Here is a 16,483-nt window from a genome sequence, read left to right as displayed (position 1 = left end):
TGATATTGTAACCAAAAATTATAATATAGCTTTAGAAAAAATTAAACCTATATTGTCAGGCGATCATAACGAGTATGTTAAGAGACATGCTACATTATTGGGAGATATATTGCATATTGCTATTTCAGATACAGACAAGGAACGCATTATTGCTTATAGAAAATATTTGGCTCGTATTTTTGAATACATCTGTATAGGGACTGATAAAATGGAAGCCGAAGAAAAAAATACTTACAAAGATCAACAACAAGCCGCTCTACACCTCTACCTGTGGAGTCAGCTTACCATTGCCCGGCTTGAGGGCACGCTACCCGCATGGGAGGGTATCCGCCTCGTCCGCGAACAGACCAGCTAGGCCACAAGCACTTTTATGGGGTCAAGGGGACTGGTCCCCTTGCTGGGGGTTCTGAAGGGGGGCGGAGCCGCCCCTTTTTTTTCTTACGGGCAAAATGCGATTGCCCTGGGATGAGCCACTGCCCTTCTTTCTTTTTTGCTTAGATGTAGCTGTAACTTAAGACGGGGTAACGGGAGCTTTGTACCTCTTCGGCGACTATCTCCCAGCACTCAGGGGAGGTCATGAGCTTTTTGAGGAACTTTACGTTTGTCGTGTGCCCGGACTTATCTGCCACGATGTGCCCCTCTATCGGGAAACCAAAGAGCGAAAAGTCACCGATGCTGTCCAGTATCTTGTGCCGCACACACTCGTCCTCAAACCTCAGACCCGACTCGTTGACAACGGAATCCTCGGTGAATATCACGGCGTTGTCCAGGGAACCGCCCTTTGCCAGGCCATTTGCCCTGATGTATTCGACGTCCTTGAGGAAGCCAAACGTCCTTGCCGGGGCTATGCCCTCGATAAAGGTGTCCGCATTGAGGTCTATCGAGAGGTACTGCTCGCCAAGAAAGTGGTCGTCAAAGAACAACCTGAACGTTATCTTTCGGCCCTCATAGGGATACATTGCCACGCTTGAGTGTTTATCTTCCAGTTTGATGGGACTGAGTATCTTTATAAAGGGCATTTTTTTGCGTTGCTTTTTGATGCCGGCATCAAGTACCAGTTCGGCAATCTCCTTGGCACTACCATCCAGTATTGGTATCTCCGACCCCTCCACGGCAATATCAACGTTGTCAATGGACAGAGCCGACAATACCGCAAGCAAATGCTCCACGGTGCGCACAACCTCCCTGCCGTTGCCCAGGGTCGTGGCAAATGCCGTATCCACAACCGAACTCACACGCGCAACAAGCGACATATCCCTGCCTTCGCAGTAACCGCCTTCCTGTGCATTGACGTCACTCTTGTAGCCGCTCAACCTGCCCAGCCTGCTTAACTTGTCCAGCCTGCTCAACCTGTCCAGCCTCTGCTTGCCAAGCCAATTGGCACTCAGGCCCAGCCTACCAACCTTGTGAAAGACGATGCCGTTGTCTATCGGCGCCTGCCGTATATGCACCCTGCAGTGGGCCCCGGTGTGCAGCCCTACGCCTTCAAAGCTCACGTCTCTTTTTATTGTCCGTTGTGATCGCATGTCTGGTTTTTAATCAAATTACATGCCAGAACGTACTCCCTTTAAACACCAGAGTTGAGTGTTACTTTATGTATAAAAAAAGTATTTGTTGTGTTTTAAACGACACAATCACACCTCCCCGCCGACCACAATGTCTGGTATCCTTACGGTGGGCATCGCATCGGAGACGGGTACGCCCTGACCGTCCTTACCACAGGTGCCGATGGCAAAGCCCAGGTCGCTACCTATCATGTCAATGGCGTTGAGCACAGCCGGACCGTTTCCACAGAGAGTCGCCCCCCTTACCGGCTCGTCAATCATGCCGTTCTTGATCATAAAGCCTTCCTGTACGTCAAAGACGAAGTCCCCCGTGACGGTGTTGACCTGGCCACCGCCCATCTTCTTGACGAACAACCCGTTTGGAGTGCCCTTTATGATGTCATCGACCTTGGAGTTACCGGAGGCCAGATACGTGTTGGTCATCCGCGGTATGGGCCTGGACTGATATGACTGCCTCCTGCCGTTGCCGGTGGAACATACACCGTCGCGCATGGCGGTGAGTCTGTCGTACATGTACTGAGTGATGACGCCATCCTGCACCAGGACGTTGCGTTGACCTGCGGTGGCCTCATCGTCAAAGACACAGGAGCCACGCTTACCCGGCAGAGTGGCATCGTCTATCACGGTGACGAGCGGGGAGGCGACCAACTGTCCCTTCTTGCCACTGTAGACCGATAGTCCCTGTTGTGTCAGGTCTGCCTCAAGGCCATGTCCAATGGCTTCGTGGATCATCGTACCGCCGGCCTCCGAGGATATGACCACGGGCATCCGTCCCCCGCTGACCCGTCTGACACTGAGCATACCTACGGCACGTGAGGCCGCCTTCAACGCAATGGCGTCAACGCTGTTGTCGTCAAATATCTCAAACCCCATTCTGCCTCCGATGGTTTCGTAGCCGGTCTGAATGACGTTGCCCTCTTTGGCAATTACGTTGACGACAAAGAGCGTCTGCACCCGTCTGTCCTGGCAGAGGTTGCCATCGGAGTTGGCTATCAGTACGTCCTTTGTGTTGTCCATGTATGACACGGTCACCTGCACGATCTTGTCGCTGAACTTTCTGGCTGCGGAGTTGGCATTTTGTATGAGGGCTATTTTTTTCTCCACAGGCACGGCCTCCGGTGGGTGCAGGACGACGTAATTGACCGCTGGTCGCAGTCTGGTCAGGTCTGCAACCGTGCTGGGGGTGTTGCCCCTGACGGCCCTGCTCACAGTCAGGGCACACTCATGCAGCGACTCCGTGGCCATATCGTTGGTGTAGGCATAGGCCGTCCGTTGACCAAAGATCACCCGTATGCCAACGCCACACTCCCTGCCCGTGGATATCTTTTCGATCCGCTGGTCCTCCATGAGGATGGACAGAGGTGTTTTATCCTCAAAGTATACATCGGCATACTCACCGCCACCGCTTAATGCCGTCCTGAGCAGTTGGCTGCAAAGCCCTTCTTTTAACTCATCCATATGGTCTCCTTGTATTTTTTCATCCGTTATCTGTAAAACCGGCTGGTTGACACGGTATCAGAGGACTCTCTGACAATAGCTCCCTACATACCAAAATTATAACAGTATCTCTACATTATTGCAACACGGGCAGCAATTCTCAAATGCGATTGTCCTGCCGCGTATACGAATCTCAAGCCCGGACTTTGTTCAATGTGTTATAGTATAAGTCTATGACAGACAATACGGATGCCATTGTTGGATGCCTGCTGGGGACTGCGGTGGGTGATGCCTTGGGTCTGCCCTTTGAGATGATGTCAAGGCAGAGGCAGCTTAAGGCGTATCCCGAAATAGAGGGCCACCACTTCTTCTTGGGCAGGGGGATGTTTTCAGATGACACGCAACACTCCTGCATGGTTGCCCAGGCCCTGATTGCCTCAAACGCCGACACAGAGGTCTTTATCAGGGAACTGGCGCGGCAGTTTCGATGGTGGCTGCTGACCCTTCCGGCGGGGACAGGTAAGGCCACGCTCTTGTCTGTCCTGAGACTGTGGATTGGTGTCAATCCGCACAACAGCGGCGTGTTCTCAGCCGGCAACGGACCATCCATGAAGAGCGCCCTGATAGGCGTGTGCTATGGCCAGGACACGGTAAAGATGTGCCAACTTGTCAGGGCAGCCACTGCCATCACACACACCGATCCCAAGGCCTGCTTTGGCGCCATAGCAGTTGCCGTTGCAGCAGGGATGGCAAGCCGCGGACAACCCGTCTCCCCCCCGGAGTTCCTTGACAGACTCAGGGATGTCTTAAGCAACGAGGACGCCGGAGAGTTCCTTGGCTTGGTCTGTCGGGTTGTGCGGAGCGTTACGGCGGGAGATGACACCCTGCGGTTTGCCGATGACCTTGGATTGACCAAAGGGGTAAGCGGCTATACGTACCACACCGTCCCCGTGGCGCTCCACAGTTGGCTGAGGCATCAGGGGGATTATAGGGGCGCCGTTGTTGACGTCATACGTTGCGGTGGCGATACGGACACCACCGGGGCCATCACCGGGGCCATCATGGGGGCTGGCGTGGGCAAGGCCGGTATCCCAAAACAGTGGCTCCAGAACATCCGGGAATGGCCGGCAACAATAAGCTGGATTGAAAGACTTGGCATCCAACTCGCCGAGGTCTGCGCCAAGGGCTATGCACAGCGGCCACTGAAGGTCTCCGTTTTTGGGTCGTTGCTGCGCAATGTGGTCTTTGTGTTGGTGGTATTTGCGCACCTCTTTCGCAGGATGTTGCCCGTGCGACGGGGATTATAGCGGTCATGCATAATTACGTGTTTTTTGTATTATCGGCGGTGATTGTGGGACTTGGTGTAGGGTGGGTGCTCCAGAGGGGGAGGATATGTATGAACTCGGCCTTCAGGGATATCATATTCATCAGTGATCTTACCGTATTCAGGGCCTATGTGCTGGCATTGATCGTGGCCATTGTGGGCACCAACCTGCTGGAGGACTTAGGACTGATTAAGGAGTTGAACCGGCAGGCCTTTGCACCACTGGCAAACGTGATCGGGGGATACATTTTTGGCATCGGGATGGTCTTTGGAGGGGGTTGCGCAAGCGGCATATGGTATCGGGTGGGCGAGGGGAGGTTCCCTTCCTGGATAACGGTCATGGGCTTTATATCGGGCGTATTTATTACATACGAGGGGGTCTTGAGCAAGCTGAACCTGTTTTTGAGAAACTATCAGATATGGGAAACTGACAACGGTATCAGACTACTGACCTCAACAAACGTGGACGAATTCTGGGCCAAAGGGATAGACCTCTATCCCCTGACAATATATAACCTGCTGGGGGTCAACAAGTGGATAGTGATCGCCGTATTGGGTGTTGCAGCGGTGGTCTTTATCGCCAGGGGGGACTTTTCACGGTCAACTACCGGATACTCGTGGTACACCTCGGGTGGCATCCTGGGTGTGATTGTCGCCGTGGCCTGGTGGGCCTCGTGGTATTGGTCGGGCAAGGCCAGGGGGGTATCGTTTACCGGCCCTACGAATGAGTTGTTTCGGTGGGTCTACTTTGGCGATAGTCCGACGTGGAGTGTTTTTATGTTGTTGGGGCTTCTGGGCGGGTCTTTCTTCAGCGCCAAGGGGTTGTTGGAGTGTAAGCTAAGGACATCGGGGCTGGCCTCGGAGATGGTTACGGTGTTTTTGGGTGGCATTATCATGGGCATAGGGTCGGCCATCGCAGGGGGGTGCAACATCGGGCATGGCCTCACGGGACTGTCCACGCTTGCCGTATCGAGTCTCGTCTCCATTGTGTTCATGCTCCTGGGTAATTGGACCACGGTATATTTTAAGTTTATAAGGAGTACGGATGAAGAAATTTAGAGGTTATTGTGTAAGTTTGGTTGTCGCCCTTGCCATGCTGTCTGTGATGCACATCAACGCTGCAACGGCAGAGGATATCGCTGACACTATGGAGAGATTGGAGGAGGTATACCTTCCTTCGGAGAAGTGTGGCACCTGTCACGCCGACATATATAACCAGTGGCAGAAGTCTGTGCATCGGGAGTCGATACTGCACTCCCTGGAGGGGCTGAACAGCTTCATCGTAAACGGCATAGAGAAGGACCCTGCAAGAAAGACCAGAGACATCAAGGCTGAACTCCTGAAGTGTCTGAGCTGTCATGCACCGATGCTGGAGTCTGCCTCGCCGCAGCTCGTAAACAAGATAATCGCCGACATAAAGCTGGCCTCAAGCAAGACCACTACCAACAAAGAAGAAAAAAAACGTGCCAAGGAGCGCCTCGCCCGTCTGAACGTATCCTGCTACGTCTGCCACAACGCCAAGGCCGTTGCCCCCCCCGACAAACCGGAAAAAAACACCGTCTACGCTTCCTCCGGCAAGGACAATACCCCCTATCATAAGACAAAGCAGACAACGTTCCTCAGCAACGCCATCTTCTGTATGCAGTGCCACGGCACCTACACGGCCCCCGACGGGGAACACATTATATGCAGCACCATTGCCCAGAGCTATCGCGACCAGTACGTATCGGCAGGTGGACAAAACAGGTGTCAGGACTGCCACATGGAAAAAAACAACCGAGGCCATACCTTCCCCGGGGCCTACGTGCTGGAGACCCTCAGGGAAGCGATCACCCTTTCCATTTCGGCCAGGGCCATCAAGGACCAGCCTGTAGGGGAAAGAAAATGGATACCGTCGGCGGCCATCACCGTTGATCTTACCAATAACGCCGGTCACAGGCTCCCCGATGGTTGCATGTGGTCGTCAAAGATCGTCCTGGACATCACCGCAACCAACGAAAAAGACAAGGTGGTCTGGTCCGACACCAGGGAATTTTTCGAGGCCGGGCTTGACATCAACGGCAATCGCAGATACGACCCCTGGGAGGTCAAGGACATCCTGGACTATTCGCTTCAACCACGAAAGATGACAAGCGAAATCTACTATCCCCACTTCCCTGAAGACACAAAGCAGATCAAGCTCCAGGTCAGACTCAGGTACATCCACACTGAAGGGCTAGAGTTCCTTGTCCACGAGCAGAGGAAGGTGCTGAGGTACCAGTAGGACGTAAGTAAGCGAGCATAAGTAGCTATAAGGGGTCAAGGGGGCTGGCCCCCTTGCAGGGGGTTCTGAAGGGGGGCGGAGCCGCCCCTTTCTTTCTTCTATCCGAGCAATTTTGATACCCGAAAAAAAAAAGGGGAGCGGCTCCACTTCTTGGCGCTCCAGGGGGTGAGGCACGATTTTTTCGCAGCGGAGGGCGAGCCGCACCTGGCTCCCCTCAGACCTGATAATATTGTAGTAGCATTCCCTAAACATTTTTGCTACAATATCCGACATAGGTTCTATAGAGTAATGAAACATATCAGAGACCTGAAAGCGCAAGCAAGCGTGGCAATAATTGTGCCAATGCTGCTGGCCGTGTCCATTATTTTTGGCATGGGGTACCTGCTCCTGAGCAAGACCCCACATGTGCAGGCGTTGGTGTATGTCCCTGCGCTTATTACGCTGGGGTCATGTGTGCTTTATTTCTGGCTGACCGTCCTTGACAACAACCAAACCAAGCAGCAGATCAGCGAGTATTTGAGGTTAATGAACCATCATCCGTCTTCCGGGATGGAATCCCAAGTGCAAGCCGAGAGTGATGCCGAGGCTGAGAGCGATGCGCAGACAAACCTTGCTTACTTACAAGCGAGCCTTGAAACGATCATTGCCCTGCTTGAGCAGTCCAACAGACTGGCAGCCGGTGCGGTCAACAAAGAACTTATCCTCTCCGTCTGCGAAACCATCGACGAGGGACTGAAAAAACACGCAAACACCGTACACCGATCAAATAGTCAGCATGTTGAAAATCTCATCTCAAATATCACTGAGATTTTCTTCACAAATCTTAAGCCTGGCATTGACGCCATTGTCTGCGGGCTGAACAGGACAGACGACAAGCAAACAGACAGCCAGAGTACAATACGGCAACTGGTTAGTGCAATTGACGGCATGAAATCCTTCAAAGATGATATAGTCGTTGAACTTGCCAGACTCCCTGAGGCCTTAAATGCCATTCCACTCCAATATAGCCAAGACATAAAGTCCGTAATCGAGCAGTTGCAGTTGTTGCCGGAACAAATGCGCTCTACCTACACAAAGCTGACTACCTATCTCAGCTCCGCGATAAACGAGATACAGGGTCTCTACGCTGATGGCTTTGAACAAATCAGCAAGCTCTCCGCACACGGCACCATGGCACAGGAAAACCTTGAGAAACTGATTGAGCGCATAAATGCTGCAATCGAAAAGCAGCTTGATACCTTCAACGACGGTGCCCGGGCAGCGCACCTGGTAAGCGAAACCGCCTCCGCACTGGCGACTACTTCTGCCGATATCAGACTCCTTACAGACGGCCTGATCAAGTCCGCAGACTCACACGAGCGACTCTGCGTAAACTTCAATGACCTGTTCAAGGAAACAGAGGGCATAAGTAGACTCAATTCCCAGGTATTGGAAAAACAGCAGTCAACCTTTAGGGAATTCCAGGACGCCATAGAGAAGGTCCTGACCAACCTCGTACACCAGACAGATGTCTTTACCGGACGTACAACCGAGGGGTTGAGGCAGTTCATCGACGATATAGTCTCAAGTCTGTCAAAGACCTCCGGTACTATGGAAAACCAACGCACAAGGCTCCTGGAGTGGACAGACAGCATTGACCAACATATGGACAAGCTCTCCTGCCATAGCGCACTGACTCAGGAGAACTTTGAACGCTTAATGTCCGGCATAACCAACGCTGTCGATAAACAGGCCGATACCCTTAAGGACACCACCCAGGTGGTGGAACGGATAAAGGAATCCGTCGCATTGCTGGCAACCGCATCTGGCGATATCAGCCTCCTTACCGATGGCCTGATCAAGTCCATGGACTCACACGATCGACTCTACGTAAGTTTCAATGACCTCTTCAGGGAAACAGAGGGCATAAGCAAGCTCAACTCCCAGTTGTTTGAAAAGCACCAGGCCACCTTCAAAGAACTCGAAGGCACCATAGAGAAAGTCCTGACCAACCTAGTACACCAGGCAGATGTCTTTACCGGACGTACAACCGATGGGCTGAGGCAATTCATCGACGATATAGTCTCAAGTCTGTCAAAGACCGCCGGTACTATGGAAAACCAACACGCCAGGCTCTTGGAGTGGACAGACAGCATTGACCAACATATGGGCAAGTTCTCCACACACAGCGCACTGACTCAGGAGAACTTTGAACGCTTAATGTCCGGCATAACCAACGCTGTCGATAAACAGGCCGATACCCTTAAGGATAGCGCCCAGGTGGTCGGACTGATAAAGGAATCCGTTGCCTTGCTGGCAACCGTATCTGGCGATATCAGTCTCCTTACCGATGGCCTGGTCAAGTCTACGGATTCACACGATCGACTCTACGTAAGTTTCAATGACCTCTTCAGGGAAACAGAGGGCATAAGCAAGCTCAACTCCCAGTTGTTTGAAAAACACCAGGCCACCTTCAGAGAACTCGAAGGCACCATAGAGAAAGTCCTGACCAACCTCGTACACCAGGCAGATGTCTTTACCGGGCGTACAACCGATGGGCTGAGGCAATTCATCGACGATATAGTCTCAAGTCTGTCAAAGACCACCGACACTATGGAAAACCAACATACAAGGCTCCTGGAATGGACAAACAGCATTGACCAACATGTGGGAAGGCTCTCCATCCATAGCGCACTGACTCAGGAGAACTTTGAACGCTTAATGACCATTATAACCAACGCTGTCGATAAACAGGCAGATACCCTTAAAGACAGCGCCCAGGTGGTGGAACGGATAAAGGAATCAGCCGACTTGTTGGTAACGGCATCTGGTGATGTCAGACTCCTTGCCGATGGTCTTACCAAGTCCACGGACTCACAGCAGCGACTCTGCGTAAACTTCAATGACCTGTTCAAGGAAACAGAGGGCATAAGCAAGCTCAACTCCCAGTTGTTTGAAAAGCACCAGGCCACCTTCAAAGAACTCGAAGGCATCATAGAGAAGGCCCTGACCAACCTTGTACACCAGGCAGATGTCTTTACCGGGCGTGCAACCGAGGGGTTGAGGCAATTCATCGACGATATAGTCTCAAGTCTGTCAAAGACCGCCGGTACTATGGAAAACCAACACACAAGGCTCCTGGAATGGACAAACAGCATTGACCAACATGTGGGGAAGCTCTCCACGCACAGCGCTCTGACTCAGGAGAACTTTGAACGCTTAATGTCTGGTATAACCAATGCCATCGATAAACAGGCCGATACCCTCAAGGATAGTGCCCGTGTAGTCGGACTGATAAAGGAATCAGCTGCCTTACTGGCAATTGCATCGGGTGATGTCAGACTCCTTACCGATGGCCTTGCTAAGTCCACAGGTTCACAGGAGCGGCTCTACGTAAACTTCAACGACCTGTTCAAGGAAATAGAGGGCATAAGTAAACTCAACTCCCGGTTGTTGGAAAAACAACAGGCCACCTTCAAAGAACTCGAAGGCACCATAGAGAAGGTTATGACCAACCTCGTTGTTCAAACAGACGTCTTTACCGTGCGCACGACCGACGGGCTTAAGCAATTCATAGACGACATAACCTCCAATCTGTCAAAGACGTCGGGCAGCATAGACAACCAAACTGCAAAATTCATGGACTGGACAAGCAGCATTGAGCAACACATAAGCAAACTCTCCACACACCACACAGTGTCGCAGGATGGCCTTAAGCAACTGGTCAACCTCATAAACAGCTCGATCGAAAGACAGAATAATACGCTTGAAAAAAGCTCCAAACTTGTCAGCTTAATAAAGGAGTCTGCCGTGTTGTTGGCAACTGCATCTACTGGGGTCAAGCACCTCACCGAGGGGTTGATAAAATCTGCAGATACACACGAAAAGTTGTACGCCAATTTCAATAACCTGCTAAAGGAAGTAGATGGCAAAAGCAAGCTCAATACCCAGTTGCTGGAACATGAAAGGGACGCGTTTAAAGAACTCGGCACTACCGTGGAAAAGCTCTTGTTCAACCTCGTCAAACAAACAGACGTCTTCACCGGACGCACGACCGATGGGCTGACCAGGTTCATCAACGACATCAACGCCGGCCTGTCAGAGTCGGTCAACAGCCTCCGTGGGGTTATCCATGTTCAGACCGAGCTGGTTGATGAGATATCATCTACGCTGGTGCAGTTAAACGATAAGCTAAAGGGGTAGTAGTTCTTGCCTGGCCTTGACATCCGGGACATTGAGAGGGCGATTAGCTCAATAGGGCAATCGGGATTGGCCTATGACACGCTTGCATCGGAGAGTGTTGCAAGAAAGGAAGAAGCGCCAACGCCTGTTACCACCTTAGCAGCGCCAACCCGTTATCGCTCCGAACTGCGAAAGATAAAGAATAAAATCAACGCATCCCTGGCAATCCACAACCGTATGCCTGAGCTAACCCACAGGGAGCTTAGGGTACTGGCCTGTGACCACGACCTGCCGGTTAACAACAAGTCGATATATCTGAGACTCTTAGATGCAATAAAGACAGCGGGGATACGCTCCTGTCTGATGTACAAGAATCTGCTTGCCGTGTATTTCAAGAGGTATCGGTATTTTATGGAAAATCAATCTGTCTTCTTACCCCTTAGGGAGCTGTGGCTGTCTTGGGAGCAGGGGGCGCAAGAGGGCTGTGATATCTCCAATGTAGCAGAATCGCTGGAGATGTACTTTTCCGCAGACACACCGCTTAACATTGCCATGTGCGTGTTGGACGATAAAGAGAAAACCCCGGCTATCCCAATTGACACCCTGCTGCTGAGACACCATCTGGTGCCAGGCTCTGCTGATGACCTTTTGGTAGAGGTCTGTGGCAATATTATCAAGCTATGCCTGGATGACTTTAAAAATCACGTTTGTCTCAACGTCTTATTGTACGAGGTATTGCTGCCCCATGGCACTACAGATAAGGCACGAGCAGACGAAATTGCCTCCGAACTGATACGACGCCTTGACTCCGACGGTGAGTACAGGGTTGCCTGTCAAAAGAAACTGAACAAGCATTTCCTGGCTCCGGATATCCTTGGAGACCCTCGCGATGCCGCCTGTGCGGATAACTGGAGTACAATAGGCGAACATTCCACAGGGATATTTAAGAGATGGTTGATTGAGGACGATATCGTATTTTTTTTCAAATTTTTATCCGATGACATCAGTGATGCCCATGGACGGAGGGCATTCTGGTTGCGCTTTGCCGGTTCAATAAGGGACAGCCGCATTTTTGTCTCCAACTACCACCACAAGACCCGCAGAGATGTCATTGAAAAAGCCAAGGAAGACCGTAGGGAACTATCATCGTTATGCTGCGACACCGGCAGGCTTAATTCAAGCTGCATAGTCCTTGACCTTGACAACCGCCTCTATGCCGTGGAGTTTACCGAGCCTGACACCGCCATGTATCTCTACAAGCACGAGAGTTTTAAGCCAGACCTGGCACAAGAGACTCTGAATATCGCAGACCTCAAAAAAGCAGATACTCCCACGGCAACACAAAATACCCAGATGGTCCAGTTTTACTACCACACGAGCTATCCCGCCCTGCGCTTTTATCACTCAAATAACTGGCAACCTTTTGTTGAAAAATACCTGTCTCTGTACGACATAAAGCCACACCCCAGTCCTTAAAATCCTACGAGCGCAACCATGACAGGTATGCCTCCGACCCCTCTACGATGGGCAAGGCTATGACCTCGGCAACCGAGTAGGAGTGCAGCCCTATGACGCGCTCCTTGAGGGATTGGAACTTATCCCGCCTGGTCTTTGCGATCATGAGGACCTCAGGGGACGTTTCAATCTTACCCTCCCAGCTAAAGATGGAAGTAACGTTGTTGATTATATTTACGCACTTTGCAAGCCCCTCCTCCACAAGCCTCATGGCCATCTCCCTGGCAGACTGCTCATCCGGTGCGGTGATCAAGACCACATAAAACTCCATATCGCAATGTCTCCTTTAGATATATATTCTTATGATCTGTAAACAAGCGATGAGGCTAAAGTAATCCCTCAACCTCTCTGATGTCCTGTGCCTTTATCAATGCTTCCGTTATTGAGCGGAGCCTTGATGTATCGCCATAACCTCTGATTTTAGGCATAAACGATAAGCCTTCTTCGCCAAACCTCATCCTTAACAACAGTTCTATCGTATCTTGCATGCCTTCTACCCGGCCACTTTCCAAACCCTCTTGCTTACCTGCTTGCTTACCTTGTATGAATCTTAGGTCCTTTTCTATTGGTAAATCATATGCGATTGACATTTTCCCGACCTCCTCTATCACGATTTTTTGCATGTCTCTCAGCCTTGAGAGCATCTCTAATTTCCTGACATTGCTTGACAGATCAAGTCCTTTGGTGACCTTCATTAACTCCTCTAAAATCTGCCGTACAAGCTCCCTCTCATCACGCCCGCCCATGTTGCACAATATCGCAAGAATAATTTTTCCAGGCACACCGGAATACAGAAATTTTTCGCACGAGATATTCCTCATGTCTATCAGTTTGTATTTGTAGCGAATCTCAGGCAGCTTTAACCGCGTTTTCATATTCATTTTGTCTTTGCCGATGAAGATGACGTACTGCTTTACCCTTAACTCGTACAACGAATAGATGTGAATAAAGTACCGCAGCATTCTCTTAAGCATTTTGGGGTCATTTGTGCTCTGAAACTCTACGTGTGCAATGAAGGAGTCGGCGTTAGCGCAGTCTATTTTCGCCAGGAAATCGACCTCGCGCTCGTCCGTCAACTGCATCAGGGTGTTGAGTCTGGTAACTTTATCGGCCCTGATACCCAATACATCCTCTATCAGAGGCTGCTCGATCCCCTCCATCAGCTCCTTGATGAGCTTATCGTAACCGCTCGGTGGTGTATCCTTCATGATATATTATACTATATGGTATTAAAAATTGAAAACTACCCAAAAAAATACGCCAACCGTATTCTCTTTAAAAAGCATGGTAGAGGGGCGTCTGAAAAATAATTATTGCGTCCTCTTAAAAACTTTAACATTGAGTCTCATTTTTTTTCAGCAGGTCGTTTTTCTTGACGCCTTCAATGATGGGTATTATGACCGTGTCTTCGTTCTTTGCTGAATCTATGGGATTTCCAAAGACGTCCTTTATTTGCCGGAGTATGATGGCCGCACGTTCCAGCCCCGGGGATAGGAACACTACAGAGTCCCCTACGGCCAACTTGCCCTTGAGGTAGACCTCGCCCCAGCCATCACGTGTGCAGCGGACGACTCCAAGTATATTGTGACTGCCTTTGTACATCTCCTGTTCGTCGTGGTTGTAATGGCCATCGGGATGACTGCCCAGATACATCCCCGTTGTAAATCCCCGGTTTGACACCGACGATAACTCCGTCAGCCACCGATCGTCTGCGACGTAATCACTGCCACTGTTGAGGGCATCTATGGCCTCCCTGTAGACCTTCACCACGGTGGCCAGGTAATTGACGCCCTTGACCCTGCCTTCGAGTTTGAAGCTGTTCACGCCGGCGGTATGCAGTTTATCGAGGTGCTCGATCATGCAGAGGTCCCTGGAACTCATAACGTAAGTGCCTCTGTCGTTTTCGTAAACGGGGAAGTGCTCACCGGGGCGCTTTTCCTCCATCAACGTGTAGTTCCACCGGCACGAGTTTGTACACAGGCCGCTATTTGCCGACCGATTGGCCAGAAAGGCGCTGATATAGCACCTGCCCGAGTACGATATGCAGATCGCCCCGTGGACAAAGCACTCAAGCTCTATGGAGACGTGGTCGCGGATGTCTTTGATTTCGTTGATTGAGAGTTCACGTGCGAGGACGAGGCGTTTGGCACCAAGTCGTTCATAGAACCGTGCCGAGCGCCAGTTTGTGATATTGGCCTGCGTGCTGATGTGTATTGGCAGTGAGGGGATCGCCTCGGCTATGGCGTCAAACGCCCCGGGGTCGGAGACGATCACGCCATCGGGGTTGATCTCTCTGAGACAATCGATGTGCTCCGCCAGTGACTGCAGGTCGGCGTTGTGAAGGAAGACGTTTACCGTAACGTAGGCCTTTTTGCCGTGAGCGTGGGCGTAATCGACGGCGGATTTTAGCTGCTCCCCCCGTTGACCTCCGTCAAAGTTGTCACCCTTCGCCCTGAGGCTAAAACCGGTCAGCCCAAGATACACGGCATCAGTGCCGTAGTGGATGGCGGTCCTGAGCTTGTCAAAACTGCCCGCCGGGGCAAGGAGCTCAGGCCTTTTCATCCGAGGCAGTATTTTGGCACTGGGTATAAATAACTTGCTCATTTCAATACGTTATACCTCGTCCACGGTTGATTTGAGTGCTACCCTGCATTACCTAATTATAGAATAAATTAAGAGATATATGCAAATTTAAGATGCGCCAACTCAACAACGCCTCATAAGCAAGGGAGCATAAACATGTATAACAATATTCACCCCTAAAAAAAGAAAGAAGGAGGGCGGCTCCGCCCCCTCCTCAGACCTCCCCTGCAAGGGGGCCAGCCCCCCCTTTATGCCGGGGGTCGCTGACCCCTTGACCCCTTCCTGCTTATCCCCTGTTGCATCGGTTAATGGTTTGTGGTATAATGTCCCAATGTATGTATTTAACAGAATAAACAGGCTGCCGCCTTACGTATTTGCCGTAGTAAACAACCTCAAGAGTGAGGCAAGAAGAAAGGGGGAAGATATAATCGACCTGGGCATGGGTAATCCAGACCTGCCCACACCACAACACATAGTAAGCAAACTACGCGAGGCAGCCGCAAACCCCAAAAATCACCGATATTCCGCATCCAGGGGTATCACTCAACTGCGCATGGCCATCTGCGAGTGGTACGACAGACGCTACAACGTCTCACTTGACCCAAACGAAAACACGGTCGTCACCATCGGCTCCAAAGAGGGCCTCAGCCACCTGATCCTGGCAATGATCGAACCGGGCGATGTCGCCCTCACCCCCACCCCCGCATATCCCATACATCCATACAGTGTCATCATTGCCGGAGGACAGGTCAGAAACATTCCCATCGGTGCAGGCATCAACTACTTTGACGAAATGGAAAATGCCTACAAAAACACCTGGCCAAGACCAAAACTGCTGATCATCAACTTCCCGCACAACCCCACAACGGAGGTCATCGATATCAGCTTCTTTGAGAAGATCGTTGACTTCGCAAAGGAAAACAACCTCATCGTGATCCACGACCTGGCCTACGCAGACCTCGTCTTTGACGACTATAAGGCGCCGAGCTTTTTGCAGGCAAAGGGCGCCATCGACGTAGGGGTGGAGTTCTTTTCTATGACCAAAAGCTATTCCATGGCCGGATGGCGCGTTGGCTTCTGTAGCGGTAACAGGGAGATCGTTGGCGCCCTCACAAAGCTCAAGAGCTACCTCGATTACGGCATGTTTCAACCCATACAGATAGCCTCTATCGTGGCACTGCGGGAGAAACAGGATATCGTGGAGAAAATCTGCCAGACTTACGAAAAACGACGAAACGTCCTCATTGACGGCCTGCACAAGGCCGGATGGCCCGTCCCCCCGCCAAAGGCAACCATGTTTGCATGGGCACGTATACCGGAGCAGTTCAGACATATGAAATCGCTTGAGTTCAGCAAGCTCCTGCTGACAGAGGCAAAAGTGGCCGTGGCGCCGGGCATAGGTTTTGGCGAAGGAGGCGACGACTTCGTACGCTTTGCTCTGGTCGAAAACGAACACAGGATCAAACAAGCCACAAAAGGGATCAGGAGGTTGCTAGGCAAATGACAAACGTTGGCATAATCGGATTTGGCACGGTCGGCAGCGGTACCGCAAGAATCCTTCTTCAACAGGGCGAACTAATAAAAAAACGCACAGGCATCGATATTAAGCTAAAAAAAATAGCAGATATTGACATC

At 51.2% G+C, this 16,483-nt stretch carries 12 protein-coding genes; 7 read left to right on the top strand and 5 right to left on the bottom strand.

The window, feature by feature from the left end:
• On the top strand, positions 1-355 hold a 355-nt coding region (locus HWQ67_RS03060), incomplete at its 5' end, for a hypothetical protein (protein WP_218251177.1).
• 139 nt (positions 356-494) lie between these two features.
• Here the strand turns inward: HWQ67_RS03060 and lpxC are convergent.
• Positions 495-1,526 carry a UDP-3-O-acyl-N-acetylglucosamine deacetylase gene (gene lpxC, locus HWQ67_RS03055; RefSeq protein ID WP_218251176.1) on the bottom strand — a complete coding sequence of 344 codons (1,032 nt, stop codon included), beginning with the start codon at positions 1,524-1,526 and terminating at the stop codon, positions 495-497.
• 108 nt (positions 1,527-1,634) lie between these two features.
• Entirely contained in the window at positions 1,635-3,023 is a 1,389-nt protein-coding gene (locus tag HWQ67_RS03050) for a TldD/PmbA family protein (protein WP_218251175.1), read from the bottom strand.
• A 212-nt stretch (positions 3,024-3,235) separates the two neighbouring features.
• Here HWQ67_RS03050 and HWQ67_RS03045 point away from each other — a divergent pair, with 212 nt between their 5' ends.
• From HWQ67_RS03045 to HWQ67_RS03025, 5 genes are all read left to right on the top strand, one after another.
• On the top strand, positions 3,236-4,309 hold the full coding sequence (locus HWQ67_RS03045; RefSeq protein WP_218251174.1) for an ADP-ribosylglycohydrolase family protein: 1,074 nt from the start codon (positions 3,236-3,238) through the stop codon (positions 4,307-4,309).
• Between the two features lie 5 nt (positions 4,310-4,314).
• Positions 4,315-5,385: a YeeE/YedE family protein gene (locus HWQ67_RS03040; RefSeq protein WP_218251173.1), complete on the top strand. Its 1,071-nt coding sequence runs from the start codon at positions 4,315-4,317 to the stop codon at positions 5,383-5,385.
• A complete protein-coding gene (gene extKL / locus HWQ67_RS03035; RefSeq protein WP_218251172.1) occupies positions 5,372-6,589 on the top strand; it encodes a multiheme c-type cytochrome (seleno)protein ExtKL in 1,218 nt (405 codons plus the stop codon). The genes HWQ67_RS03040 and extKL overlap by 14 nt, the downstream gene beginning before the upstream one ends.
• Before the next feature lie 288 nt (positions 6,590-6,877).
• On the top strand, positions 6,878-10,771 hold the full coding sequence (locus HWQ67_RS03030) for a hypothetical protein (protein ID WP_218251171.1): 3,894 nt from the start codon (positions 6,878-6,880) through the stop codon (positions 10,769-10,771).
• Between the two features lie 6 nt (positions 10,772-10,777).
• On the top strand, positions 10,778-12,226 hold the full coding sequence (locus HWQ67_RS03025) for an EH signature domain-containing protein (RefSeq protein WP_218251170.1): 1,449 nt from the start codon (positions 10,778-10,780) through the stop codon (positions 12,224-12,226).
• A gap of 4 nt (positions 12,227-12,230) precedes the next feature.
• On the opposite strand, the gene cutA is transcribed toward HWQ67_RS03025, so the two are convergent.
• The 3 genes from cutA to HWQ67_RS03010 form a co-directional block, all read right to left on the bottom strand.
• A complete protein-coding gene (gene cutA, locus HWQ67_RS03020; RefSeq protein ID WP_218251169.1) occupies positions 12,231-12,536 on the bottom strand; it encodes a divalent-cation tolerance protein CutA in 306 nt (101 codons plus the stop codon).
• Positions 12,537-12,591: 55 nt separating this feature from the next.
• Positions 12,592-13,473: a hypothetical protein gene (locus HWQ67_RS03015; RefSeq protein ID WP_218251168.1), complete on the bottom strand. Its 882-nt coding sequence runs from the start codon at positions 13,471-13,473 to the stop codon at positions 12,592-12,594.
• Between the two features lie 124 nt (positions 13,474-13,597).
• Entirely contained in the window at positions 13,598-14,869 is a 1,272-nt protein-coding gene (locus HWQ67_RS03010) for a peptidase U32 family protein (protein ID WP_218251167.1), read from the bottom strand.
• Positions 14,870-15,179: 310 nt separating this feature from the next.
• Between HWQ67_RS03010 and HWQ67_RS03005 the strand changes: the two genes are divergently transcribed.
• A complete protein-coding gene (locus HWQ67_RS03005) occupies positions 15,180-16,352 on the top strand; it encodes an aminotransferase class I/II-fold pyridoxal phosphate-dependent enzyme (RefSeq protein WP_218251166.1) in 1,173 nt (390 codons plus the stop codon).
• The last annotated feature ends 131 nt before the right edge of the window (positions 16,353-16,483 follow it).

The sequence above is a fragment of the Candidatus Magnetobacterium casense genome, from assembly GCF_019173545.1.
Classification (GTDB): domain Bacteria; phylum Nitrospirota; class Thermodesulfovibrionia; order Thermodesulfovibrionales; family Magnetobacteriaceae; genus Magnetobacterium; species Magnetobacterium cryptolimnobacter.
Note: the sequence above shows the minus strand (reverse complement) of the source record. Positions and strands in the feature narration are given on the sequence as shown.

What these genes read in the sequence shown, in the direction of transcription:
- lpxC (WP_218251176.1), bottom strand. Translation starts at nt 1,526, where the DNA reads ATGCGATCACAACGGACAATAAAAAGAGACGTGAGCTTTGAAGGCGTA.
- HWQ67_RS03050 (WP_218251175.1), bottom strand. Translation starts at nt 3,023, where the DNA reads ATGGATGAGTTAAAAGAAGGGCTTTGCAGCCAACTGCTCAGGACGGCA.
- HWQ67_RS03045 (WP_218251174.1), top strand. Translation starts at nt 3,236, where the DNA reads ATGACAGACAATACGGATGCCATTGTTGGATGCCTGCTGGGGACTGCG.
- HWQ67_RS03040 (WP_218251173.1), top strand. Translation starts at nt 4,315, where the DNA reads ATGCATAATTACGTGTTTTTTGTATTATCGGCGGTGATTGTGGGACTT.
- extKL (WP_218251172.1), top strand. Translation starts at nt 5,372, where the DNA reads ATGAAGAAATTTAGAGGTTATTGTGTAAGTTTGGTTGTCGCCCTTGCC.
- HWQ67_RS03030 (WP_218251171.1), top strand. Translation starts at nt 6,878, where the DNA reads ATGAAACATATCAGAGACCTGAAAGCGCAAGCAAGCGTGGCAATAATT.
- cutA (WP_218251169.1), bottom strand. Translation starts at nt 12,536, where the DNA reads ATGGAGTTTTATGTGGTCTTGATCACCGCACCGGATGAGCAGTCTGCC.
- HWQ67_RS03015 (WP_218251168.1), bottom strand. Translation starts at nt 13,473, where the DNA reads ATGAAGGATACACCACCGAGCGGTTACGATAAGCTCATCAAGGAGCTG.
- HWQ67_RS03010 (WP_218251167.1), bottom strand. Translation starts at nt 14,869, where the DNA reads ATGAGCAAGTTATTTATACCCAGTGCCAAAATACTGCCTCGGATGAAA.
- HWQ67_RS03005 (WP_218251166.1), top strand. Translation starts at nt 15,180, where the DNA reads ATGTATGTATTTAACAGAATAAACAGGCTGCCGCCTTACGTATTTGCC.